Below are 24,208 nucleotides of genomic sequence, written 5' to 3'. Positions count from 1 at the left end.
GCGACGCGTCTCCGCAGGATGAACCTGTAACCGATCGCCACATCGAGGGACGGATGGCGCAGCGACCGGTCGACACCCGCAAGTTATGACCCGCCGCCTGAACCGAACCTGAACGCGATCGTCAGCTCCTAGAGAGCTCCGTTCTCTTTCAAGCCGGCGATGGCGTCAGCGGAGAAACCCCAGTCGGCCAGGGCGTCGTCATTGTTGGCGCCGATCTTCGGCGGCGGGCCCTGGATGACGCCCGGCGTGGCCGAGAAGCGCGGCGCGGGCGCCGGCTGCATGACCCCGGCGACCTCGACGAAGGTCTCGCGGGCGGCGTTGTGGGCGTGCTTGGGCGCCTCGTCCATGGTCAGGACCGGGGCGAAGCAGACGTCGGTGGCGTCCATGATCGCGCACCAGTCGTCGCGGCTTTTGGTCTTGATCACCGCCGCCAGCTTCTCGCGCAGCTGCGGCCACTCCTCGCGGCTCATCTGGTGCTGGAACTGCGGATCGGTGATGCCGGTCTTCTCGAGCAGCAGCAGGTAGAACTGCGGCTCGATCGAACCGATCGAGATCCACTTGCCGTCCGAGCACTCGTAGGTGTCGTAGAAGTGCGCGCCGCCGTCGAGCAGGTTGGTCCGCCGGCCCTCGTTCCACATGCCGCCGGCCTTGAAGCCGTAGAACATGGCCATCAGCGAGGCCGCGCCGTCGCTCATGGCGCAGTCGATCACCTGCCCCTGCCCCGTCTCGCGGGCGTGGATCACGCCGGCCAACAGGCCGAAGGCGAGGTACAGCGCTCCGCCCCCGAAATCGCCAACCAGGTTCAGCGGCGGCACCGGCTTGTCGCTGGTCCCGATCGCATCCAGCGCGCCGGTGATGGCGATGTAGTTCATGTCGTGGCCAGCGGCCTTGGCGTAGGGCCCCGTCTGGCCCCAGCCGGTCATGCGGCCGTAGACCAGCTTGGGATTGCGGGCCAGCGCCACGTCCGGACCCAGGCCCAGCCGCTCCATGACGCCTGGCCGAAAGCCCTCGATCAGGCCGTCGGCCTGTTCCAGCAGCTTCAGGCAGGTCTCGATCGCCTCGGGGTGCTTCAGGTCAAGCGCCACCGAGCGACGGCCCCGCGCCGTGACGTCGGCCGGTGAGCCGCGCCCTTGGCCCTTACGGTCGATCCGCACGACGTCCGCGCCCAGGTCCGACAGCAGCATGCCGCAGAACGGTCCCGGGCCGATGCCCGCGAACTCGACGATCTTCAGCCCCGAAAGCGGACCCTGGCCCATGACGCAATCTCCCTTTCGGCGCTCTTTCGACGCCGATCGCACTCACTAGAACGGCCCTGACGTTCGGTCAGGCAAGCCCTTACGGGACCGGTATCGATTCATCCCCTGCCTGCGGCGTTCCGTACCTTTGACCGGGCTAGGCCTCTGCTATGTTGCAGCGTCGAATCTCGGCGGTCGCGTACAGACCGGGCATGCGAGCGTTTGGCCGGAGGTTGGTTTGGCGGTTTACGCCCGGATCCTGATCGTGGCGCGCGACGATGTTCGCGCCGGACCGCTGGCCGAAGGGCTGGACCGGCTGGGCTGGCGCACCATCACCGCGCGTGGCCCCTATGCCGCCCTGGCCGCCCTGGGCGACCTGCCGATCGAGGCCGTCATCGTCGACCTAGCCAGCGCCGGTCCCGAGACCCAGACACTTGCTCGCAGGCTCAAGGCCGCCGTGGCCCCGCGCCGCCTGCCGGTCATCGCCATCGGCGATCCGGACGGCGACTATCGCAACCAGGCCTTCGACCTCACCCTGTCGCCGCCGCTGCACCCATCCCAGGCTGCCCTGCGCCTGGAGAGCCTGGTGCGCACGGCCATCGCCGAGGAAGAGTTCGAGCTGCGCCTCGAGACCTTCGGCGAGCGCGGTCGCCGCCTGGACCTGCCGGAAAACTCGGACGTCCCGTTCCGCATCCTGGCCGTTGGCGAGCCGGCGCCGCAGTTCCTGGCCCTGTCCAACGCCTTGCAGAGCAGTGGGGCCGAGGTGGTCGGCGCTTTCACCGCCTATACGGCCTTCGACTATCTGCACGAGCGGGCCTTCGACTCCGTGGTGCTGTGGGCTGGCGACAGCCAGCAGGAAGCTCTGTCGATCGCGGCCGGCATGCGCCGCAACACCCGCCTCTTCCACATCCCGGCCCTGCTGTACCTGAAGGCCGAGAGCTATGTGACCATGTCCGAGGCGTTCCATCGCGGCGTGTCCGACGTGGCCTCGCCCGAGACGCCCGAGGTCGAGACGGCCATGCGGGTGATGGAACTGGCTCGCAGCTTCCGTCGCGGCGAGTCGATCCGCGGCGCGCTGGAAAAGGCCCGCAGCTCGGGCCTGATGGACGCCGCCACCGGCCTCTTCACCCGCGACCTGTTCGCCGCCCACCTGGCGCGCCTGGCCAAGGCCGCCACCGACCGCGCTCGGCCGCTGTCGATCTGCGTGCTGCGCGTCGCCGACAAGCCCGACACCGTCTGGGCCCGTCAGAACGGCTGGCTGGACCGCGCCATCCCGCAGATCGGCTCGATGGTCGGCCGCCTGGTCCGTGTCGAGGACACCCCGGCGCGCCTCGCCACCGAGGTCTTCGCCCTGGCTCTGCCGGCGACCAACCAGAACGCCGCCCGCGCCGCCGCCGAACGGATCGCCGCCGTCATCGGCTGCACAGCCTTCGACGCCGGCGAGGACCGTCCGCCGTTCGTCTGCGAGTTCGACATCGGCGTGGCCGAGGTCCAGCGCGGCGAAGGGGCGGTCAAGGCCCTGGAACGCGCCGCCGCCAGCGCCCTGAAACGCGACGCCAGCTAGAGCTTGGGCGCCGTAAGGGCAGCGCCTATATGGAACACGTCCTGTAGCGGACATCAGTTCGTAGGAGTGCGCCGTGGCCGAGCAGCCAATGATCATCGATGTCGTCGCCGACGTGGTCTGCCCCTGGTGCTATCTGGGTTGGCGACGCCTGAAGTCGGCGGTCGCCCTGCGTCCCGACGTCCAGGCCCAGCTGGTCTGGCGGCCCTACCAGCTGGATCCGACGCTTCCCGAGGAAGGCGTCGATCGCAAGCAGTACATGGCCAACAAGTTCAAGGACCCCGACAAGCTGAAGGCCGTCCACGCGGCCCTGGTCGAGGGCGGCGCCGAGGAAGGCATCGCCTTCAACTTCGAGGCTATCGAACTGTCGCCCAACACCAACGCCGCCCATCGCCTGATCCGCTGGGCCCTGACGGCCGGCGTGCAGGACCAGGTCGTCGAAGCCTTGTTCAAGGCCTATTTCGAGCAGGGCCAGGACATCGGCGATCCGCTGGTGCTGGCCGACATCGCCGAGGCCGCCGGCATGGAACGGGCGGTGGTGCTGCAACTACTGTCCGAAGGCGCCGACAAGGAAGCCGTGGCCCGCGAGCACGCCATGGCCGTCCAGGGCGGCGTGACGGGCGTGCCGTTCGCGATCTTCGCCGGCAAGGTGGCCGTGGTCGGCGCCGAGACCCCGGAGCGCATCGCCGAGGCGATCGATCAGGCGCTAGCGACGGTGAACTGAAACAAATCCGTCATTGCGCTTGCTTTTTGCACTGCAGCAAGCGCATAAGGCTTCTCGTGGGCCCCCTTCCGTCGCGGAGGGGGCTATTTTTGTTGGAATTCGACCAATAAGCGGTCCGAGGGAAGCGTTACAGGCTTCAGGGGGCCCGATTTGGTCATTGGCGCGAGCCGCGCGTTTTTGTGTGCGCGGCCGCAAATGAACTGGACCGATATGCCCTTCCCCGCCTCCCACCCCGCTCTTGAGCGGGCTCTTGCCGCTCAAGGTTATCTCGAGCCCACCCCCGTCCAGGCCGCCGTGCTGGAAGCCGACGCCGAAGGCCGCGACCTGCTGGTCAGCGCCCAGACCGGCTCAGGCAAGACCGTGGCCTTCGGCCTGGCCGCTGCTCCCACCCTGCTGGGTGAAGAAGAGATCTTCGGCCGCGCCGCCGCGCCGCTCTGTCTGGTCATCGCCCCGACCCGCGAACTGGCCATCCAGGTCAATCGTGAGCTGACCTGGCTGTACGCCGAGGCGAAGGCCGTGGTGGTCAACTGCGTCGGCGGCATGGACGCTCGCCGCGAGCAGCGCGCCCTGAACTACGGCGCCCACATCGTCGTCGGCACCCCGGGCCGCCTGCGCGACCACATCGAGCGCGGTCACCTGGACCTGTCGGAGCTTAAGGTCGCCGTCCTCGACGAGGCCGACGAGATGCTCGACATGGGCTTCCGCGAGGACCTCGAGTTCATCCTCGACGCCGCTCCGGCCGAGCGCCGCACCCTGCTGTTCTCGGCCACCCTGGCGCGCGACATCGTGCAGCTGGCCAAGAGCTACCAGAACGACGCCATCCGCATCGACACCATCGGCCGCAACGAGCCGCACCGCGACATCGAATATCGCGCCGTGCGCGTCGCGCCGAACGAGGTCGAGCACGCGGTCGTCAACCTGCTGCGCTTCTTCGAAAGCCCCGGCGCCCTGGTGTTCGCCAACACCCGTGAAAGCGTCCGGTCGCTGCACTCCAAGCTGCGCGAGCGTGGCTTCGACGTCGTCGGCCTGTCGGGCGAGCTGAGCCAGCGCGAACGCGCCGACGCCCTGCAAGCCCTGCGCGACGGTCACGCCCGAGTCTGCGTCGCCACCGACGTCGCCGCGCGCGGCCTCGACCTGCCCGACCTGGGCCTGGTCATCCACGCCGAACTGCCGGTCAACAAGGCGACGCTTCTTCACCGTTCGGGCCGCACCGGCCGCGCGGGCAAGAAGGGCGTCTCGGCCCTGGTCGTCCCCTACACCCGCCGTCGCAAGGCCGAGCAGCTGCTGATGGCCGCCGGCGTCGAAGGCCAGTGGGGCGGCGCCCCGACGGCCGACGAGATCCGCGCCAAGGATCAGGAACGCCTGCTGGACGATCCGATCTTCTCCGAGCCCGCCAACGAGGATGACGCCGGCCTGGTCGCCGCCATGCTGGAAAAGCGCACGCCGGAAGAACTGGCCTCGGCCCTGATCCGCGCCCGCCGCGCCAAGCTGCCGGCCCCGGAAGAAATCTATGACGATCCGCGCCACGGCGCCGATCCGGGTCCGCGCAGCCGCGAGCCGCGTGAGCCCCGCGAGTTTGGCGGCGAGCGCGACTTCGGCGATCGTCCGGAACGCGTCAGCATGGACGGTTCGGAGTGGTTTCGCCTCAACACCGGCCGTCGCAACAACGCCGACCCCAAGTGGCTGATCCCGCTGATCTGCCGTCTGGGCCACATCACCAAGAAGGACATCGGGTCGATCCGGATCTTCGACTACGACACCAAGTTCGAGATCTCGGCCGAAGCGGCTGTGAAGTTCGGCGCTGCGGTCCAGCAGACGGTGCGTGAAGACGTCTCGATCACTCCGACCGCGGCCCCGGCCGCACGTGAAGCCGGTCCGCGTCGCGAATTCACGCCGCGTCCGCCCCGCGACAACGATGCGCCGCGCGAGTTCAAGCCGCGCCCGCCGCGTGAGGATCGTCCCTATGCGCCGCGCGCCAACGCCCCGGGCTCGCGCGACCACACCCCGCGTCCGTCCAGCTATGGCGACGACGGCGTCAGCAACGCCAAGCCGTACGGCCGTGGCGAAGAGCCGAAGGCCGACTACAAGCCGCGCCGCGCCCCGCGTGACAACGATGCGCCGCGTGACTTCAAGCCGCGTGACGAGGCCCCGCGTCCGTACTCGCCGCAGGACTCCGAAGGCGCTCCCAAGCGCGCCTTCAAGCCGCGTCACGAAGCCGGCGCCGACGCGCCGCGCGAGTTCAAGCCCCGCGCCCCGCGCGCGGACGGCGACGGTCCGAAGAAGCCCTTCAAGAAGAGCTTCGCCGACAACGCCGCCGGCCCGAAGCCGTACGCCAAGCCCTACGCCGGCAAGCGCGACGACGCGGGTCCGGGCAAGCCGTTCAAGGGCCCCAAGCCTTTCAAGGCCAAGAGCTTCGACGCCAAGCCCGGCGGCAAGCCGGCCGGTAAGCCCTTCAAGAAGAAGTAGATGACGAAGAGCCCCTCCCTCACCGGAGGGGCTTTTTCTTAGGCCTCTTGGCCCGCCGACCACCCCGACGCCCAGGCCCACTGGAAGTTATAGCCGCCCAGCCAACCGGTGACGTCGACCACCTCGCCGATGAAGTAGAGGCCCGGCACGGCCTTGGCCTCCAGGGTGCGCGTGTCCAGTTCGTCGGTGTCGACCCCGCCCAGCGTCACTTCCGCCGTGCGATAGCCTTCCGAGCCGACCGGCTTGAAGGTCCAGGTGTTGACCGCCGCCGCCAATGGTCCCAGCACTTTGTCAGAGCAGTCGGCGATGTTGCCCTTGCCCGACGCTTCTTCGTCCGCGATCAGTTGGGCCACGCGCTTGGGGACCAGGGTCGACAGCACTGTCGCCACCGCCTGGCGCGGCGAGGCCGTGCGGGCCGCCTTCAACGTCGCCAGAGCGTCGACGCCGGGCGCCATGTCGACCCGGATCTCGTCGCCTTCCCGCCAATAGGACGAGATCTGCAGGATCGAAGGTCCCGACAGGCCCCGGTGGGTGAACAGCATGCCTTCGCGGAACTTGGTCTTGCCGTGGGCGACCACGGCATCCAGCGCCACGCCCGACAGCGGGACCAGCCGCGCCAGCATGCCGGCCTCGAAGGTCAAGGGCACCAGCGCCGGCCGGGTCTCGACGATGTTCAGGCCGAACTGCTTGGCGATCTCATAGCCCAGGCCCGTCGCGCCCATCTTCGGGATCGACTTGCCGCCGCAAGCCACCACCAGCGAGGCGCACGCGACCTTGCCGGACGACAGCTCGACCTCGAAGCCGGTCTCGGTCTTGGCGATGTCCTGGAAGCTCGTCTCCAGCCGCAGCTTAACGCCGCCGGCCTTCATCTCGATCAGCAGCATGTCGATGATCTGCTTGGCCGAGCCGTCGCAGAACAGCTGCCCCAGGGTCTTCTCGTGGTAGGCGATGCCGTAGCGCTCGACGAGGGCGATGAAGTCCTTCGGCCGGTAGCGACGTAGCGCCGATAGGGCGAACTTCGGGTTGGCCGACAGGAAGTTATGGATCGACGCGCCGGTGTTGGTGAAGTTGCACCGGCCGCCGCCGCTGATGCGGATCTTCTCGCCCGGCGCCTTGGCGTGATCGATCACCAGCACCGAGCGCCCGCGCTTGCCGGCCTCGATGGCGCACATCATGCCGGCCGCGCCCGCGCCGATCACCAGGACGTCGAAGTTTTCCAAGGTCTTCCTACGATTTGCTCGGCCCCGTTCGAGCCGAGCAAGCCGAGGAAGTCAATCAGCCCGCGCGGCGATAGCCCGGACGCGAGGCCACCTGCTGGCGTTGCGCCGGCGCCGCCTGGCTGACCTGGAAGCGGCCGACCATCTTCACGAGGCCGCCAATGTCGTTCTTCAGCGAATGGCTGACGGCCGTGGCCTGCTCGACCATGGCGGCGTTCTGCTGCACGCCCTGGTCCATCTGGTTGACGGCGGTATTGACCTCATTGAGGCCGCGCGCCTGTTCCTGGGCCGAGCCCGCCAGTTCCGACACCAGGGCGTCGATCTCGCCGACCTTCAGCACGATGCCGTCAAGGGCCTCGCCGGTCTGGCCGACCAGGCGCACGCCTTCGCCGACCTGGGCGGTCGAGGCGTTGATCAGGATCTTGATCTCCTTGGCCGCATCGGCCGAGCGCTGAGCCAGGGCCCGCACTTCTTGGGCGACGACGGCAAAGCCGCGGCCGCTCTCGCCCGCCCGTGCGGCCTCGACGCCCGCGTTCAGGGCCAGGAGGTTGGTCTGGAAAGCGATCTCGTCGATGACGCCGACGATGTTGCCGATCTTGGACGACGACTGCTCGATGCCGGTCATGGCCGCCACGGCGCCGCGCACGACCTCGCCGGACTTCTCGGCGTCCGAGCGGGTCGAGGTGACGACGCGGCTGGCCTCGCCGGCGCCCTGCGAGGCGCGGCGGACGGTGGCGGTAATCTCGTCGAGGGCCGCGGCGGTCTCTTCCAGGCTGGCGGCCTGCTGCTCGCTGCGACGGGCGGTGTTGTCGGCGGCGGCGGCGATCTCATCGGCGCTGGAGCCCACGGTGCCGACCACGGCGACGATGCCGCTCATGGCCTCGTCCAGCTGGACGATGGCGCCGTTGAAGTCGTTGCGGATGGCCTCGTAGCCGGCCGGGAACGCGTCGGTGATGCGCACGGTCAGGTCGCCGTTCGACAGGCGCGACAGGGCGCCAGCGAGGCGATCCATGACGAAGGCCTGCTCACGCGCGGCGGCCGACGAGACCTGTTCGTTGTGGGCCCGTTCGCTGTCGCTGGCGGCCGAGATCCGGGCCTGTTCGGCTTCCGACGAGCGCAGGGCCACGGCGTTGTCCTTGAACACCTGGACGGCGCGGGCCATCAGCCCGACCTCGTCCTTGCGGCCGGCGCCGACCACGTCGACGTCCAGCTTGCCGTCGGCCAGGTCGGTCATGCTGCGCGACAGCGAGCGCACCGGGCGCGAGATCTTGTGCGAGCCGATATAGAGCGCAAAGCCCATGCCGCAGGCGGCGGCGCCCAGGCCAACCAGCAGGGTCAGCCACGAGCCGGCGGCAGCGGCCTTGCTGGCCGTGGCGACCATGGCCGCCGTCTCCTTGTTGTAGACGTCGCCCCAGGCCTTGCCTTCCTTGGCCATGGCGTCGATGGCCGGATCGACCTTGGCCAGGCCGCTGACGGCGCCGGCGTCGTCGTTCTTCAGGGCGAGGTCGGCGGCCGAGCGGGCGTCGGCATAGGCCGCATCCAGCTTGGTCTTCATGCCAGCCGTATAGTCGGCGGTCGTCGGATCGGCGGCGGTGATCTTGTCGAGGCTCTCCTTGCCCTCGCCATAAACCTTGTCGAGTTCCTTGGAAGCGGACGCGGCCTGTTCGGACAGACCCTCATAGGTCGCCGTGCGGTGGGCCGCGTAGCCCATCATGCTGATCCGGCGCAGGAAGCGGGCCGACTGCACCTCGGCCGGCGAGCGATGCTTGACCAGCACCGCGGTCGCCGCGTCGGCGCTCTTTTGCTGCCAGACACCCAGGCCGGCGCAGGCCACGGTGGCGATAGCCAGCACGACGGCCGGCAGCAGAACCTTCGAAGAGACCTTCAGATCGTCGAGCTTCACAGCGTTCCCCCAAATACACCGGACGCCCCAACACTGCGTCCACTGAGTTTTCGCGCTTCGGCGACACCGGTGTCAGGCGAATCGTCCTGTTTCCGGCTCAATTGCTCGGCAGGGTCCGGCGCCGACCGTAAATGAGCGCTTAAAAGGGTCATCTCGCTTGACCTTCTTCGCGTAGGCGTTACGACGCACGCCCCTCCCCGTTCCGACCATATCGAGCCATCCCCATGACGGCCCTCCTTGCGCCGACCATTGGCGTCGACTTCGGCACCACCAATACCGTCGTCTCGCTGACGCACGGCGACGATCACGCGCATCTGGTTCGCTTCTCGATCGACAACCGCGACCTGTTCGCCTTCCGCTCGGCGCTCAGCTTCCACAGCGTGCAGGGCCAGAACGGTGCGGTGAACGAGCGCGTGGTCGAGGCCGGCCCCTGGGCCATCGAGTCCTATCTGGAAGACCCGCTGGAAACGCGGTTCATCCAGTCGTTCAAGACCTTCGCCGCCTCGCAGGCCTTCACCGAGACGCGGATCCTCAACAAGCGCTACCTGTTCGAGGACCTGCTGGCCGCCTTCCTGCTGCGCCTGAAGGAGCATGCCGCGCCCCAGCTGGACGCCCTGCCCCCGCGCATCATCGTCGGCCGCCCCGTGACCTTCGCCGGCTCATCGCCGAACGAGACCCTGGCCCTGACCCGCTATGAAGAGGCGTTCAAGCGCCTCGGCTTCGAGGACATCCGCTACGCCTACGAGCCCGTCGGCGCTGCCTTCTTCTTCGCTCGCCAGCTGAAGCAGGACGCCACCGTGCTGGTCGCCGACTTTGGCGGCGGCACGTCCGACTTTTCGCTGGTGCGGTTCGAGCGCGACGCCGACGGCACGCTGCGCTCGACGCCGCTGTCGCGGTCGGGCGTCGGCATCGCCGGCGACGCCTTCGATTACCGGATCATCGACCAGCTGGTCTCGCCCGAGCTGGGCAAGGGTTCGGAGTACCGCTCGTTCTCCAACGCCCTACCGATCCCGCAGCGCTATTACGCCGCCTTCGCCCGCTGGGACCAGTTGGCCCTGCTGCGCGCGTCCAAGGACATGCGCGACATCCGCGCCCTGGAGCGTACGGCCGTCGAGCCCGAAAAGATCGCGGCGTTGATCGAGGTGCTGGACGGCAATCACGGCTACGCCCTCTACAAGTCGGTCTCGGCGCTGAAGGAGGCGCTGTCGGCCCAGACGGAAGCGACCTTCCACTTCGCCGCCGGCTCGGTGGAGATCGAGAAGCAGGTCCAGCGCACTGACTTCGAAGGCTGGATCGCCCCCGAGCTGACCGCGATCGAGACCGCCGTCGGCCAGGCCCTGGAGCGCGCCAACCTGACCGAGGCTAGTGTCGACCGCGTCTTCCTGACCGGCGGCAGTTCGTTCGTGCCGGCCGTGCGCGAGATCTTCCTGCGCCGCTTCGGGGCCGAGAAGATCGAGAGCGGCGGCGAGTTCGAGTCCATCGCCTCGGGCCTGGCCCTGATCGGCCGCGAGACCGACCTCGACCTCTGGACGATGCGCGCGGGCTAGCTGGGCGCGCAGCCTATAAGGCAGCCAGTTCGCCGCATGGTCGTGCTGGCGGCTTTCCCGTATGGTTAACGCGATCGATTCCCGTCGCGACCTTGTGGGGTAACGAGTCCAGTGCCGATTTCGTACCTCTCCGCCGCCCAGATGGCCGCGCTGTCGGTAACGACCGTCCAGACTCTCTCGGCCACCAAGCTCGAGACGCTGAGCGGCACGCAGGTCGGCGCCCTCTCGCAGGATTCGGTCGGCGCCCTCTCGGCCACCCAGGTCTCGGCCCTGTCGAACACGGCGGTGAAGGGGCTGACCGCCACCCAGATTCCGGCTTTCGCCCAGAACCTGATGTTCGACGCCGAGCAGTTGGCGTCGTTCAGCGGCAACCAGTTGAACGCCCTGACCTCTACCCAACTGGCCAAGATGGACGCCGAGCGGCTGCACATCCTGACCGCCACCCAGGTCGGCGCGCTGGACGCCACTCACTTCACGGGCCTGGACGCCGACCAGATCTCGAACCTGAACCTGACCCAGCTCTCGCAGCTGACCTTCACCCAGATGGCGGCGTTCAGCGCCACCGACCTGGGCGAGCTGTCGCGCGACCAGTTCGAGGCCCTGACCTCGACCCAGCTTTCGGGTCTGTCCACCGACCTCGTGCAATCGTTCGAAGGCACCCGCATCGCCTCGCTGACCGCCACCCAGGTCAGCGGGATGAGCACGACCCAGCTCCAGGCGCTGTCGCCGACCCAGGTGGCCAATCTGGACACCAAGCTCAGCCTGCTGTCGGCCACCCGCCTGTCGGCCCTGAGCGGGACCCAGACCGCGGCCTTCGCCGACGGCCTGGTCGAGAGCTTCAGCGCCACCCAGCTGGCCGGCCTCAGCGTCGAGGGCTTCGGCGGGCTGTCGTCATTCCAGATCGGTCGCCTGGACCAGACCCAACTGGCGGCGATCACGACCACCCAGATCAGCCAGCTGCGCGACAGCGACTTGGCCGAGTTCTCGGCTGACCAGCTGAGCAGCTTCGCCACCAGCCAGTTCAACGCCCTGACCACCGACCTGGTGAACAGCCTCAGCCAATTCCAGGTCGAGGGGCTGACCACGACCCAGGTGGCGACGCTGAACACCACGCGGATCCGCAGCCTGTCGGAGACCACGCTCGGCTTGTTCACGCCCGATCAGGTCAAGCTGTTCAGCACGACCCAGGTGGCGGCGCTCAGCACCGACCAGCTCAACACCCTGCGCCAGGGCCAGGTCGAGGCCCTGAACACCACCCAGATGGCGGCGCTGAGTTCGACGCAGATCAGCGGCCTGTCCGAGACCAAGATCGCCGAGCTGACGACGTCGCAGATCGGGCTGCTCAAGACCACCCAGATGGCGGCCCTGACGGCGACGCAGCTGAACGCCTTCCGCGACGTGCAGATCCAGGCGCTGGCTACGACACAGCTGACCAGCCTCAGCGCCACCCAGATCAGCGGCCTGTCGCAGACCGGCCTGTCGTCCCTGTCGCCCACCCAGATCAAGGCGCTGAGCACCAGCCAGGTGGCCGCGCTGGGCGCCACGAACTTCAACAGCCTGGGCTGGGATCAGGTCCAGGCCCTGAGCGCGACCCAGCTGGCCGCGCTGACCACGACCCAGGTCGGCGCTCTGACCGACGCCGACATGGGTGAGTTCACGGCCGAGCAGGTGCAGCTGCTGAAACCCAGCCAGATCGCCGGCCTGTCGACGACGGCCTTCAGCGCCATCAGCTGGGACCGGGTCCAGAGCTTCAGCGCCACGCAACTGGCCAGCGTCACCACGACCCAGATCGAGGCGCTGGCGCCCGTCGATTTCGCCCGCTTCACGCGCAGCCAGGTGGCCGCCCTCAGCGCGACCCAGTTCGCCGCGCTGAGCACGACCAATTTTAACAGCCTCGACCACGACCAGATCCAGGCCCTGACCGCCAGCCAGCAGGCGGCGATCACGGCGACGCAGATCGGCGGCCTGTCGGAATACGACTTCGCCAAGTTCACCACGGGCCAGGTCGCCAGCCTCTCCGCCACCCAGATGGGAGCGCTGAGCACGAGCAACTTCAACAGCCTCAGCCAGGACCAGGTCCAGGCCCTGACCTCGACCCAGCTGGCCGGGCTGAGCGCCACCCAGATGGGCGGCCTGACCGACGCCGACTACGGCGAGTTCTCGACCTCGCAGTTCTACGCCCTGTCGGGGACCCAGCTCGGCGGCCTGTCGAAGACCTATATCAGCGCCCTGGACACGACCGCCTTCCAGGCCCTGAACAGCAGCCAGGTCGCCGGCCTCAGCGCCACCCAGCTCAGCGCCCTGTCGACCACGGACATCGGCGAGTTCACCACGACCCAGGTCGCGTCCCTGACGGCGTCGCAGGTGGTGGCGATCTCAGTGACCAACCTTGGCGCCATGGCGTTCGAACAGATCGCCGCGCTGACGCCCTCGGCGATGAAGGGTCTCTCGGCCTTCCAGCTGCGCAGCCTGTCCTCGACCGCCTTCGCCCAGTTCAACGCCACCCAGGTGCAGGGCCTGAGCGCCACCCAGCTGGGCTCGCTGTCGACCTCGGTGATCTCCAGCCTGACCACGACCCAGGTCAGCTACATCCTGCCCGTCCAGATCCCGGGCCTGACCATCAACCAGCTGGACTATCTGTCGAGCACCAACCTGGCCTCGATGAGCCCCATGCAGGTCGGGTCCTTCACGCCGGCGCAGGTCGAGAGCCTGTAAAGCGCGAAAGCTTCTAGACGGCCAAGGCTTGGCGGGCGTCTGATGGCGAACCCGTACGGAGGCGTTTCATGACCCGCACCGCCCTTCCCTTTCTGATCGCCGCCAGCCTGCTGGCGACGCCCGCCTTAGCCCAGAATGCACCCTTGGGCGCGGCGGGCCGCTGGACGATCGATCTCAAGGCCTCGACCTTCAACGAGGCCCTGACCGGTCCCGCGCCGATCGCCGCCGAGGTCGACGTCACCAAGGACGACGGCAAGAGCCTGGCCTGGACGCTGATCGAAGAGGACGAGGAAGGCCTGGCCGCCATCCAGTTCGCCGATGCCCCGCTGGACGGCACGCCGACCAAGGCCGTGGTCAACACCCAGATCGTGATGATCAGCGTCCACCGCGACGGCCCGCACGGCATCAGCGCCGTGACCAGCAACAAGACCGGCCGCAAGCAGTCGATGAAGGTCTGGCTGGCCGATCCAGACACGCTGAAGGTCGAGCAGGACGTCGACGGGCAGCCCGGTCCGCCGGACCAGAGCCTGACCTTCAAGCGGGTGAAGTAGCTAGCGCCCCAGCGCCTTGGCCAGATAGTTCGCCAAGGCCTCGACCCGCGCCGGCCGAGGCCCGCCGGGCGGCATGACCAGGTGCAGGGCGATCGGCGCGGCGGTCCAGTCGACCAGGATCTCCTCCAGCCGCCCATCGGCCAGGGCCGGGCCGACGATGAAGTCCGGCAGCACCGCCACCCCGACGCCGGCGATCAGCGACGGCACCAGCGCGTCGCCGTTGTTGGCGCGGATCACCGACCGGGGCCGCACCGAGGCCTCCTCAGCGCCCTTCTGGAAGCGCCAGGTCTCAGGCGCGGACTGGTGGCCATAGGTCAGGCCGCGATGCTCGGCCAGGCTGGCGGGATGGGTCGGGCGGTCGCTCTTGTCCCAGTATCCCGGCGAAGCCACCACGTGGCGCTTCACGGCGCGTAGGCGGCGAGCGACCAGGGAGCTATCCGGCAACGCTGCCACGCGCAGGGCCAGGTCGAAGCCCATGCCGACCAGGTCGATCGTGGCGTCCGACAGGTGCAGGTCGACCGAGACGTCGGGATACTGCTCGAAGAAGCCCGGCAGCACCGGCGCCAGGCTGGTGATGCCCAGCGACATCGGCACGGCCATGCGCACCAGACCGCGCGGGGCCGAAGACTGGCTGGAGGCCTCCTCCTCGGCCTGCTGCGCTTCGGCCAGCACGCGGGTCGCGCGTTCGACCAGGGACTGGCCGGCGTCGGTCAGGGCCAGGCGTCGAGAGGTGCGGTTGAAGAGCCGGGCGCCCAGCCGCTCCTCCAGCCGCGTGACGGCCTTCGAGACCGTGGCCTTGGACATGGCCAGGTCATCGGCGGCGGCGGCGAACGAGCGCAGCTCCACCACCTTGGCGAACACGGCGAGGCCTTCGAGATCGGGAAGCTTGGACATGGCGGTAGCTTAGTTTTGGAAACAATGAGTTTCAACAGTTTCCATTTCGGATCCTGCGCAGAAGCCTATCTTCTCCTCAACAGAAAGCGCCGACGCGGCGCACTCCAGAGGGAAAGGTTTAGAGCCATGATCATCCACAAGCCGTTCGATAATCTTGGCGGCGCCGACCACGGTTGGCTGAACGCCAAGCACCACTTCTCGTTCGCCAGCTACTACGATCCCAGCAACATGAACTGGGGCGCGCTGCGGGTCTGGAACGACGATGAGATCGCTCCGAACACCGGCTTCCCGCCGCATCCGCACAGCGACATGGAAATCATCACCTATGTCCGCGACGGCGCGATCACCCACCAGGACAACCTGGGCAACAAGGGCCGCACCGAGGCTGGCGACGTCCAGGTGATGAGCGCGGGCACGGGCATCCGTCACTCGGAGTACAACCTCGAGCCGGAAACCACCCGGATCTTCCAGATCTGGATCGAGCCCAAGACCTTCGGCGCGGCTCCGTCCTGGGGCGCCAAGCCGTTCCCCAAGGGCGACCGTTCGGGCAAGTTCGTGACCCTGGCTTCGGGCTTCGCCGATGACACCGACGCCCTGCCGATCCGCACCGACGCCCGCGTTCTGGGCGCGACGCTGAAGGCCGGCGAGAGCACCACCTATGCCCTGGGCAAGGGGCGCAGCGGTTACCTGGTCCCGGCCGTCGGCGTGGTTGAAGTCAACGGCGTCAAGCTGAACGCCCGTGACGGCGCCGGCATCAAGAACGAAGAGGTGATCACCATCACCGCCCTGGAAGACGCCGAACTGGTGCTGGTCGACGCCGCCTAAGCGTCACCGGTTCCTTCAAGAAAGGGACGCGAGGAAACCCTAGCCTCGCGTCCGACTTTCCTCACCGACATTTCTCTCAAGGAGGCCGCCATGGCCAAGGTTCTCGTCCTCTACTACTCGTCGTACGGCCACATCGAGACCATGGCCAAGGCCGTGGCCGAAGGCGCCCGCGAAGCCGGCGCGACGGTCGACATCAAGCGCGTGCCGGAGACTGTTCCAGAAGCGATCGCCAAGGGCGCTCACTTCAAGCTCGACCAAGAGGCGACCGTCGCCACCGTCGCCGAGCTGGCCGACTACGACGCCATCATCGTCGGCACCGGCACCCGCTTTGGTCGCATGAGCTCGCAGCTGGCCGCGTTCCTGGATCAAGCCGGCGGCCTGTGGGCCCGTGGCGCGCTGCACGGCAAGGTCGGCGGGGCTTTCACCTCGACCGCCACCCAGCACGGCGGCCAGGAGACCACCCTGTTCTCGATCATCACCAACCTGCTGCACTTCGGCATGGTGATCGTCGGCATGGACTATGGCCACGCCGGTCAGATGACCTTGGATGAAGTCACCGGCGGCAGCCCCTACGGCGCCACCACAATCGCCGGCGGCGACGGCTCGCGTCAGCCCAGCGAGAACGAGCTGGTCGGCGCCCGCTACCAAGGCCGCAAGATCGCCGAGACCGCTCTGAAACTGCACGGCTGATCCCCCACAGCCGCAGCCGCCGTCCGCGCCCTCCCCCAAGGCGGACGGCCTACGAACCGCTCCGAGGCCCTCCCTCCAGGCCTCGGAGCGGTTTTCGTTTTGCCTAGTGCTTGGGGTCGAAGTCCGGCTTCTGGGCCGCGACATAGGCGTCCCACTCGGCCGCCGTATGGAAGTCCAGGCCCTTATCCCAGGCCGCGCCGATGTAGTAGACGATGGGCTTGCCGGCCTCGACCTTGATCAGGACGAGGTAGTTGTCGAAGTCCTGGCGCACCTCGACGACCGAGGCGGGATCCACCATCAGGGCGATGGCCATAGAGCCCTTCTCCGGATCGGCCGGCTCCCAGAAGGTCACGCGGCCCGGGGCCAGATCCTTCTTGAACACGCCCGTGCCGCTGGCGCGTTTGCGCTTGGTGATGCCGATGCCGACCACCAGCGGGCCCGGCTTGTCGGAGCTGATGGTCGAGACCATCCGCGTGAAGTTGGTGCCCAGCGGCAGGGTGAAGGTTCGCGTCTCCCAGACCTTGCGATCAACGTCCACCGGCCACGGCGCGTAGTCGACGCTGAACGCGGCCACGTCCGGCCCGTTCTTGATCACCTTCCAGTTGGCCCAGTTGCGCGAGGTCCAAAGCTTGTTGTCGGCCCACACGCCCAGGCCGCCCGCGCCGCGACCGGTGCCGACGTCATAGAAGTCCAGACCCTCGCCGTGGTTGGCGTGCTGGTCGCCGGTGCGCAGCTGACGGTCCATATAGGGCCAGCGCTCGCTCTTGCCCCAGGCGTCGATGCCCGAGGTCGACGGAGGCTCGGCCTTCTCCAGGTCGCGGCTGTAGATCCGGTGGGCGGTTCGATCGTTCTCCCACAGGATGTCGTTGAAGCGGTACGGGGCCAGGGTGACGGCCGCGCGGGGCTTCTGGCCCTCGGCGTCGGGCTTGGCTAGCGGCGTGGCTGGACCGTGGTCTTGGGCTTGGGCTTGGGCCGCGCCCAGCGACAGGGCCAGGACGGTGGCGAGGGCCAGTGTCTTCTTCATGTCGGACGCCTCAGTGGAATTGGGGGAACTTGGCCAGGGCTGCGCGGGCGCAAGCATCGGCGGCCTCGTGCGTGGTGTCGGCGATCGCCAGGCCACCGACGACAGCCGTCCCGACATGCAGCGGCAGCGAGCCGGCGTGGGCGTTCAGGTGGTCAGGATCGGCGGCGATCTTGGCGGCGAATTCGGGATCGGCCTTCTCGCGCGGCTCCATGACGCTGCCGGGCTGGTCGAAGACCACGGCGGCGTTGGCCTTGCGCGGGGCAGCGATCGGCGGCTTGGGGCTTTGCTCGTCGCGCAGGACGACCAGCGGATTGCCCTTGGCGTCCACCACGGCGGCCGAGACGTGCGCGCCCTTGGCGGCGCAGGCGTCGATCGCGGCCTTGGCCAGATCTATTGCGGTCGGAAGCGTCAGCGGCTCGGACGCAATGCCTGCGGCAAAAGCCAGGATCGCCAGCATCGTGCTCCCTCCCAGAAGTCTCTCCTCCGGATATAGCGCGCGCCGAAAATTGGTCTAGCCAAAATCTGAAATTGGATAATCCAACCGGTCAGTCGGCCTTGGCGCGGACCACGGCGACCAGCCATCCGCCGCCCCAGGGGGTGTTGATCACCGCCTCGTCCAGCACCTCGCCCATCACCTTCAGGCGGTGCCACAGGCGCAGCGGCTTGAGCGCCAGCCACATGGTCAGGCCGACCGCGCCGCCGGGCTTCAGGTTCGGGGCATAGTGGGCCACCAGGTCCTCGACCTCGCCCAGGTGCTCGATGCATTCGGAGAACACCACGATGTCGAAGGTCTCGTCGGTCTGGAAGCTGCGGCCGTCGCCCAGCAGCATCTTGACCTCGCCAATGGCGATCTCGGGCGCCAGGCGGGTCTCGCCACGATCGACGGCGGGCTTGGAGAAGTCGACGCCGACATAACGCGCCGGCCGATGGGCGCGCAGGGCTTCGTAGAACACGCCCTCGCCCGCCCCGATCTCCAGCACGCGCGGATTGGGCCAGCGGTCGGCGATCATGGCGGCCAGCAGGCGGTGATGGTGGCGCTGCTCGGAACGGGCCAGGCGGTCGTAGATGCCGTCCTGGTACTCGGCGTCCCACTTCTCGACCGGCGCGGCGACGATCGGCTTGCCGCGCTTGCGCATGAACAGCTCGCCCAGCCACGGACGGTCCAGGGACATCAGCTCCGTGAACCGGCGCCAGCGCAGATAGGCCATGAAGTTCCCCCGAGATACCTGACCCCGGATAGGGAAAGGGCCCCGGACTGTCCAGTCCGAGGCCCCTTGTCTTGGGTTAGCCCTTGGCGGCGAGAGCGGCTTGCGCCGCCGCCAGCCTGGCGATCGGCACCCGATAGGGCGAGCATGACACATAGTCGAGACCGACCTTCTCGCAGAAGCTGATCGAGGCGGGGTCGCCGCCATGTTCGCCGCAGATGCCCAGCTTGACGTCCGGACGGGCCGCGCGGCCGCGCTCTGCGGCGATGCGGATCAGGTCGCCGACGCCTTCCTGGTCGAGGCTGACGAAGGGGTCCTTTTCGAAGATGCCCTTGTCGATATAGGCGCCCAGGAACTTGCCGGCGTCGTCGCGGCTAATGCCGAACGTCGTCTGGGTCAGGTCGTTGGTGCCGAAGCTGAAGAACTCGGCATTGGCGGCTAGGTCGGCGGCGCGCAGAGCCGCGCGGGGCAGCTCGATCATCGTGCCGACGGTGTACTTCAGGTCGACGCCCTGCTCTTCCAGCACCGCCTTGGCCACGCGGTCGGTCAGGTCGCGCAGGTACTTCATCTCCTCGCCCTTGGCGACCAGCGGGTGCATGATCTCTGGGACGGGAGCGGCCTTGCCCGACTTGGCGATCTCGCAGGCGGCCTCAAGGATGGCGCGGACCTGCATCTCATAGATCTCGGGATATGAGACGCCCAGGCGGCAGCCGCGGTGGCCCAGCATCGGGTTGGTCTCGTGCAGTTCCTTGGCGCGACGCAGCAGCTTGGCGGCGTCCAGGCCGGTGGCCTGGGCCACGGCTTCGACGTCTTCCTCGGTGTGCGGCAGGAACTCGTGCAGCGGCGGATCCAGCAGGCGGATCGTGACCGGCAGGCCTTCCATGATCGTGAACAGCTCGACGAAGTCGGCCTTCTGGAAAGGCGCGATCTTGGCCAGAGCGGTGCGACGGCCCTTCTCGTCGTCGGCCAGGATCATCTCGCGCACGGCGGCGATCCGGGTGTCGTCGAAGAACATGTGCTCGGTGCGGCACAGGCCGATGCCTTCGGCGCCGAACTGGCGGGCGGTCTTGGCGTCCAGCGGCGTCTCGGCGTTGGCGCGCACCTTCAGACGGCGGACCTCGTCGGCCCAGCCCATCAGGGTGGCGAAGTCGCCGGTCAGCTCGGGCTCGATCATCTTGGGCGAGCCGGCCAGAATCTCGCCGGTCGAGCCGTCGATGGTGATGATCTCGCCGGCCTTGAACTCGCGCCCACGGACCCGGAACAGACCTTCCTTGGCGAAGATCGACACATCGCCGGCGCCCGAGACGCAAGGACGGCCCATGCCGCGCGCCACGACGGCGGCGTGGCTGGTCATGCCGCCGCGGGCGGTGATGATGCCGCGGGCGGCGTGCATGCCGTGGATGTCCTCGGGCGAGGTCTCCTCACGCACCAAGATGACGCTTTCGCCGGCGGCGTTGGCCTTTTCGGCCGCGTCGCTGTCGAAGACGATCTTGCCGGTCGCCGCGCCCGGCGAGGCCGGCAGGCCCGTGGTGATCACGTCGCGATGGGCGGTCGGATCGATGGTCGGGTGCAGTAGCTGGTCCAGCGAGGCCGGCTCGACGCGGCCGACGGCTTCTTCCTTGCTGATCACGCCCTCGGCCGCCATGTCGACGGCGGTCTTCAGCGCGGCCTTGGCGGTGCGCTTGCCGTTGCGGGTCTGCAGCATGTAGAGCACGCCGCGCTCGACGGTGAACTCGATGTCCTGCATGTCGCGGTAGTGACGCTCCAGCGTCTCCACCACCGACTTGAACTGGCCGAACACCTCCGGCATCGCCTCTTCCATCGAGGGGGCGACGTCGCCCATCTCTTCGCGGGCGGCCTTGGTCAGGGACTGCGGCGTGCGGATGCCCGCCACCACGTCCTCGCCCTGGGCGTTGATCAGGAACTCGCCGTACAGACGATTGTCGCCGTTCGACGGATTGCGGGTGAAGGCCACGCCGGTCGCCGAGGTGTCGCCCATATTGCCGAACACCATCGACTGGATGTTAACGGCCGTGCCCCAGCTCTCGGGGATGTCGTGCATGCGGCGATAGAACTTGGCCCGGTCGTTCATCCAGCTGGCGAACACGGCGCCGACGGCGCCCCACAGCTGTTCCTGGGCGTCCTGCGGGAACGGCTTGCCCAGGTGGTCGCGAACGGCGGCCTTGTAGTCCTTGATGACCTCGGCCCAGTCGTCGGCCGTCAGGCCGGTGTCGACCTGGACGTCCAGGCGATCCTTGTGGTCGTCCAAGATCTCTTCGAACATGTGGTGCTCCAGATTGAGCACGACGTTCGAGTACATCTGGATGAAGCGGCGGTAGCTGTCATAGGCAAAGCGCCGGTCGCCCGACAGCTTGGCCAGGCCCTCGACGGTCTCGTCGTTGAGGCCCAGGTTCAGCACCGTGTCCATCATGCCCGGCATCGAGGCCCGGGCGCCCGAGCGCACCGAGACCAGCAGCGGATTGGCGACGTCGCCGAAGTTCTTGCCGGTGATCTCTTCGATCTTGGCCAGGCCGATCTTGACCTGGTCGGCCAGCTCGGCCGGGTACTGCTTGCCGTTCGAATAGTAGTGGACGCAGGCTTCGGTGGTGATCGTGAAGCCCGGCGGCACCGGCAGCCCCAGAGCGGACATCTCCGCGAGATTGGCCCCCTTGCCCCCGAGCAGGTTCTTCATCGAAGCGTCGCCATCCGCGCCGCCCCCACCGAATGCGTACACCCAACGGGCCTTGGTCAACGTCTCAACCGGCATTTGTTCTCACCCTGCGATAGTGAAGAAGGCCGCGCCTCTCTTTGGAGGTCGTCTCGCCCTGGAACAGCACTGCTCTGTCGTGATCCCGCAGTGCAATATCCGGGCGTCTCAGTAGCATTTCGCTCAAGAACGCGTCCACTGGCGCTTTGCGTTCCAAGCGATAACAAGAGAATTCGGCAAATAATTCCAATGACAACGTTGTCCGACTGGCAGGCTTGGCCAGTTTTCGAACATCCACGCCGCAAACCCGCGACTTGAGCTGAAACCGGACGATTGAGGCGGGTTGTTTTCGCACCGCGAAACGCTTCCCTATGTGCATGGATCCGCACATCGTCCGACTCGGCCACGCTCTGAAGACGTCTCGAAACGACGCGGAAGCGATCGCCGATCTGCACACCCGCAGCCGCCAGATCGCCTATCGCGGCCTCTATGGCGACGCCTTCCTGGAGCATGAGCTGTTCGACGTCTCGCGGGCGACATGGCGGGCGCGGTTCGAGACCTTTGACCCGGCCAACGACCTGATCCTGGCGGCGATGGACGGCGAGACGTCGGTCGGTCTGGCCTACGCTTCGTTTCGACTGAATCTCGAGGTCGGCTGCCTGCTCGACAACCTGCACGTCGCGCCCGAGCGCAAGGGTGGCGGCCTGGGCAGCGCCCTGCTGGCCGAGACCGCGCGCTGGCTGATCGAGGACCACGGCGGCGCGGCGCTGCATCTGGAGGTCTACGCGCCCAACGAAGCGGCGCTGGACTTCTATGTCCGCAAGGGCGGCGTCGAGGTCGCGCGTTATGCCGAGGTCGTGCCGGGCGGACGTGAGGTCGACACGGTGCGGTATCGCTGGGCCGATCCGGCCGTCCTGCTCGGCTAGGGCCCAAACAAGAAAACGGCGAGCGACCGTCCCCGGTGCGCTCGCCGTTCGCCCCCGTGGAAAGCGTTCCGTCATTGGCTCTAGGCCGCCGTACGAGCTTTCCACTGTCCCCACCGGTCCGACTCCCACAAGAAGCAGACCGGTCTCGTCTAAGCCCGAGGCGCGGATCGGACTGTGACGATCCGCACACTCGGAGAAATGGCCGTTTTCTAGAACGGGATTTCGTCGTCCAGGTCGGCCGAGAAGCTCTCGCGCGGGCCGCTGGGCTGGCTGCGCTGACCGCCGCCGCCACCGAAGTTGCCGCCACCGCCGCCCGAATAGCCGCCGCCGTACTCGTCACCGCCGCCCGACGAGGCGCCGGCGCTATCGCCGCGACCGCCCAGCATGGTCAGTTCGCCACGGAACTTCTGCAGCACGATCTCGGTCGAGTACTTCTCGGCGCCGGTGTTGTCGGTCCACTTGCGGGTCTGGATCGCGCCCTCGATGTAGACCGTCGAGCCCTTGCGCAGGTACTGCTCGGCGACCTTCACCAAGTTGTCGTTGAAGATCACGACGCGGTGCCACTCGGTCTTTTCCTTGCGCTCGCCGCTGGTGCGATCGCGCCAGGTCTCCGAGGTGGCGATGCGGAGGTTAGCGACGCGGTCGCCCGAACCGAGGCTGCGGATCTCAGGATCGGCCCCGAGGTTGCCCACCAGAATGACCTTGTTGACGCTGCCAGCCATCGCTCGCCCTTGTTCTCGCCCGGCGACCCTCGCGCCGGAATCTGAAGGCGGACGTTAACGAGCGCTTAAGCGGGATGCAAGTTTTGTTCCCGGAACGTTCTTGTGGACGAGCAAGAGGGCTGTGGACTGACGAACCGCCCCGCCCTCTTTCGCCAAAGCGCTACTGGGCGGGTTCGCGGCGGATGGCGCCCGGCACGGCCAGGCGACCATCGCCCGTGCGGACCAGCGACATGAAGCGCGGGCCTTCATAGGTCTGGCCGACGTAGATGCCTTCCTTCTCGAGAAAGATGAACGAGCCCTGGTAGGCGCCGACCATGCTCTTGCTGTTGGACTGACCCATGCGGACGAAGCGCATGCGAGCGCCTTCCAGCGTGGCGGCGCACAGCTCCATCTGGGGAACGTTACGCTCCACCGGGTTGTAGCGCAGCGTGCCGTCCTTGTTGGTCGCCACCTGGAAGCAGACGCCCTGCTCGAATGGCGCCTTGGTCTGCTTCTCGCAGGCCGAGAGCCCGAGGGCGGAGACGACCAGGACGGCGGCGGTGGCGAGGACGGCGTGCTTCATGGATTACACTTATAAAACCTATCAGCCGTTCGGGATAGAGCAGTTCGGGCCCTGGTCGAACGCGGTGTGGAAGCTCCGGTTGTCCGACGAGATCTCGACGCGCCCCGGCACCAGGCGAAGGGTTTCCTCGCCCCAGCGGCCATAGGTGGCGCCACCTGAGCGCTCGCAGCGGCCGCCGAACAGCTGCTGAGCGCAGGCATTCAGGGTGATGTCGCCCGGCAGGCGCCGCCACTCGTTGCCGGCATAGCGCCAGCAGGCGCCCAGGGGCGTATTGGTCGAGGCGCTGGTCGGGGCCGACGGCGCGGACGGGCTCGACGTCGTCGCGGCCGGCGGCGCGCTGACCGTCGGAGCCGGCGGCAGCGGGGTCAGGACGGTGCCAGCCTGGTCGGCCGCGGCCAGGGCGCCGGTCTCGTCGACACCGACATCCAGGGCGCCGGTGGCCACGCCGTTCTTCTTGGCGCATTCGGCCAGGGTGATCTCGCCGACAAATGTGCCGCCGACGAAGCAGCGCAGCGGGCGCGCCGGGTCCAGCTTGCTGTCGTCGTCCCGTCCGGTCTCGACGACCAGGCCACCGCGCGAGGCCGGCGGCTCTTCGGCGGGCTTCTTGTCATGGCCCGACATCAGGGCCACGGCGATGCCCAGACCAGCCAGCAGCGCGAGCGTCGCGCCGCCGCCGATGATGATCCGTCGATCTTTCAGAAAGTCCATGGCCACTGGCTACGACGCGTCGATGA

The 24,208-nt window shown here is 67.8% G+C and carries 20 protein-coding genes; 9 read left to right on the top strand and 11 right to left on the bottom strand.

Annotated elements, in window-relative coordinates:
- Positions 1-128 precede the first annotated feature (128 nt).
- A complete protein-coding gene (locus AC1RR5_RS25060; protein WP_492926183.1) occupies positions 129-1,256 on the bottom strand; it encodes a CaiB/BaiF CoA transferase family protein in 1,128 nt (375 codons plus the stop codon).
- A 217-nt stretch (positions 1,257-1,473) separates the two neighbouring features.
- Here AC1RR5_RS25060 and AC1RR5_RS25055 point away from each other — a divergent pair, with 217 nt between their 5' ends.
- The 3 genes from AC1RR5_RS25055 (at position 1,474) to AC1RR5_RS25045 (ending at position 5,986) form a co-directional block, all read left to right on the top strand.
- Positions 1,474-2,799: a diguanylate cyclase domain-containing protein gene (locus AC1RR5_RS25055; protein ID WP_492926181.1), complete on the top strand. Its 1,326-nt coding sequence runs from the start codon at positions 1,474-1,476 to the stop codon at positions 2,797-2,799.
- A gap of 88 nt (positions 2,800-2,887) precedes the next feature.
- Positions 2,888-3,520, top strand: a complete 633-nt coding sequence (locus AC1RR5_RS25050; protein ID WP_492926326.1) for a DsbA family oxidoreductase — start codon at positions 2,888-2,890, stop codon at positions 3,518-3,520.
- Positions 3,521-3,730: 210 nt separating this feature from the next.
- The gene (locus tag AC1RR5_RS25045) at positions 3,731-5,986 is read left to right on the top strand and encodes a DEAD/DEAH box helicase (protein ID WP_492926324.1); all 2,256 of its coding nucleotides are present in this window, start codon (positions 3,731-3,733) and stop codon (positions 5,984-5,986) included.
- 38 nt (positions 5,987-6,024) lie between these two features.
- Here AC1RR5_RS25045 and AC1RR5_RS25040 read toward each other — a convergent pair whose 3' ends face one another.
- Positions 6,025-7,206: a BaiN/RdsA family NAD(P)/FAD-dependent oxidoreductase gene (locus tag AC1RR5_RS25040; protein ID WP_492926179.1), complete on the bottom strand. Its 1,182-nt coding sequence runs from the start codon at positions 7,204-7,206 to the stop codon at positions 6,025-6,027.
- A 55-nt stretch (positions 7,207-7,261) separates the two neighbouring features.
- Entirely contained in the window at positions 7,262-9,106 is a 1,845-nt protein-coding gene (locus AC1RR5_RS25035; RefSeq protein WP_492926177.1) for a methyl-accepting chemotaxis protein, read from the bottom strand.
- 224 nt (positions 9,107-9,330) lie between these two features.
- On the opposite strand from AC1RR5_RS25035, the gene AC1RR5_RS25030 reads away from it, so the two are divergent.
- From AC1RR5_RS25030 to AC1RR5_RS25020, 3 genes are all read left to right on the top strand, one after another.
- On the top strand, positions 9,331-10,653 hold the full coding sequence (locus AC1RR5_RS25030) for an Hsp70 family protein (RefSeq protein ID WP_492926175.1): 1,323 nt from the start codon (positions 9,331-9,333) through the stop codon (positions 10,651-10,653).
- 111 nt (positions 10,654-10,764) lie between these two features.
- Positions 10,765-13,368 (top strand): hypothetical protein, encoded by a 2,604-nt coding sequence (locus AC1RR5_RS25025; RefSeq protein ID WP_492926173.1) that lies wholly within the window; start codon positions 10,765-10,767, stop codon positions 13,366-13,368.
- Positions 13,369-13,436: 68 nt separating this feature from the next.
- Complete coding sequence (locus AC1RR5_RS25020; protein WP_492926171.1) at positions 13,437-13,919, top strand: hypothetical protein; 483 nt, start codon at positions 13,437-13,439, stop codon at positions 13,917-13,919.
- Here the strand turns inward: AC1RR5_RS25020 and AC1RR5_RS25015 are convergent, their stop codons facing one another.
- Complete coding sequence (locus AC1RR5_RS25015) at positions 13,920-14,813, bottom strand: LysR family transcriptional regulator (RefSeq protein WP_492926169.1); 894 nt, start codon at positions 14,811-14,813, stop codon at positions 13,920-13,922. It abuts the gene before it with no gap.
- 126 nt (positions 14,814-14,939) lie between these two features.
- Here AC1RR5_RS25015 and AC1RR5_RS25010 point away from each other — a divergent pair, with 126 nt between their 5' ends.
- Both AC1RR5_RS25010 and wrbA read left to right on the top strand, forming a co-directional pair.
- Positions 14,940-15,638, top strand: coding sequence for a pirin family protein (locus tag AC1RR5_RS25010; protein ID WP_492926167.1), 699 nt, complete (start codon positions 14,940-14,942; stop codon positions 15,636-15,638).
- A gap of 90 nt (positions 15,639-15,728) precedes the next feature.
- A complete protein-coding gene (wrbA, locus tag AC1RR5_RS25005) occupies positions 15,729-16,328 on the top strand; it encodes an NAD(P)H:quinone oxidoreductase (protein ID WP_492926165.1) in 600 nt (199 codons plus the stop codon).
- A gap of 103 nt (positions 16,329-16,431) precedes the next feature.
- Here the strand turns inward: wrbA and AC1RR5_RS25000 are convergent, their stop codons facing one another.
- The 4 genes from AC1RR5_RS25000 to ppdK form a co-directional block, all read right to left on the bottom strand.
- Complete coding sequence (locus AC1RR5_RS25000; protein WP_492926163.1) at positions 16,432-17,352, bottom strand: DUF4861 family protein; 921 nt, start codon at positions 17,350-17,352, stop codon at positions 16,432-16,434.
- A 10-nt stretch (positions 17,353-17,362) separates the two neighbouring features.
- Entirely contained in the window at positions 17,363-17,809 is a 447-nt protein-coding gene (locus tag AC1RR5_RS24995) for a heme-binding protein (protein ID WP_492926161.1), read from the bottom strand.
- A gap of 88 nt (positions 17,810-17,897) precedes the next feature.
- Positions 17,898-18,560 carry an SAM-dependent methyltransferase gene (locus AC1RR5_RS24990; protein WP_492926159.1) on the bottom strand — a complete coding sequence of 221 codons (663 nt, stop codon included), beginning with the start codon at positions 18,558-18,560 and terminating at the stop codon, positions 17,898-17,900.
- A 76-nt stretch (positions 18,561-18,636) separates the two neighbouring features.
- Complete coding sequence (gene ppdK / locus AC1RR5_RS24985; RefSeq protein ID WP_492926157.1) at positions 18,637-21,324, bottom strand: pyruvate, phosphate dikinase; 2,688 nt, start codon at positions 21,322-21,324, stop codon at positions 18,637-18,639.
- Between the two features lie 317 nt (positions 21,325-21,641).
- Between ppdK and AC1RR5_RS24980 the strand changes: the two genes are divergently transcribed.
- Positions 21,642-22,190, top strand: coding sequence for a GNAT family N-acetyltransferase (locus AC1RR5_RS24980; protein ID WP_492926155.1), 549 nt, complete (start codon positions 21,642-21,644; stop codon positions 22,188-22,190).
- A 209-nt stretch (positions 22,191-22,399) separates the two neighbouring features.
- On the opposite strand, the gene ssb is transcribed toward AC1RR5_RS24980, so the two are convergent.
- The 3 genes from ssb to AC1RR5_RS24965 all read right to left on the bottom strand — a co-directional run bounded on the left by ssb (position 22,400) and on the right by AC1RR5_RS24965 (position 24,182).
- Positions 22,400-22,912 (bottom strand): single-stranded DNA-binding protein, encoded by a 513-nt coding sequence (gene ssb / locus AC1RR5_RS24975; RefSeq protein WP_492926153.1) that lies wholly within the window; start codon positions 22,910-22,912, stop codon positions 22,400-22,402.
- 160 nt (positions 22,913-23,072) lie between these two features.
- A complete protein-coding gene (locus AC1RR5_RS24970; RefSeq protein WP_492926151.1) occupies positions 23,073-23,474 on the bottom strand; it encodes a hypothetical protein in 402 nt (133 codons plus the stop codon).
- Positions 23,475-23,495: 21 nt separating this feature from the next.
- Positions 23,496-24,182 carry a hypothetical protein gene (locus tag AC1RR5_RS24965; protein WP_492926149.1) on the bottom strand — a complete coding sequence of 229 codons (687 nt, stop codon included), beginning with the start codon at positions 24,180-24,182 and terminating at the stop codon, positions 23,496-23,498.
- Positions 24,183-24,208: the final 26 nt, after the last annotated feature.

The organism is Caulobacter sp. GW821-FHT11E11 (assembly GCF_058808315.1).
The sequence above is the reverse complement of the archived record's forward strand: the minus strand, read 5'-3'. Positions and strand labels throughout refer to the sequence as shown.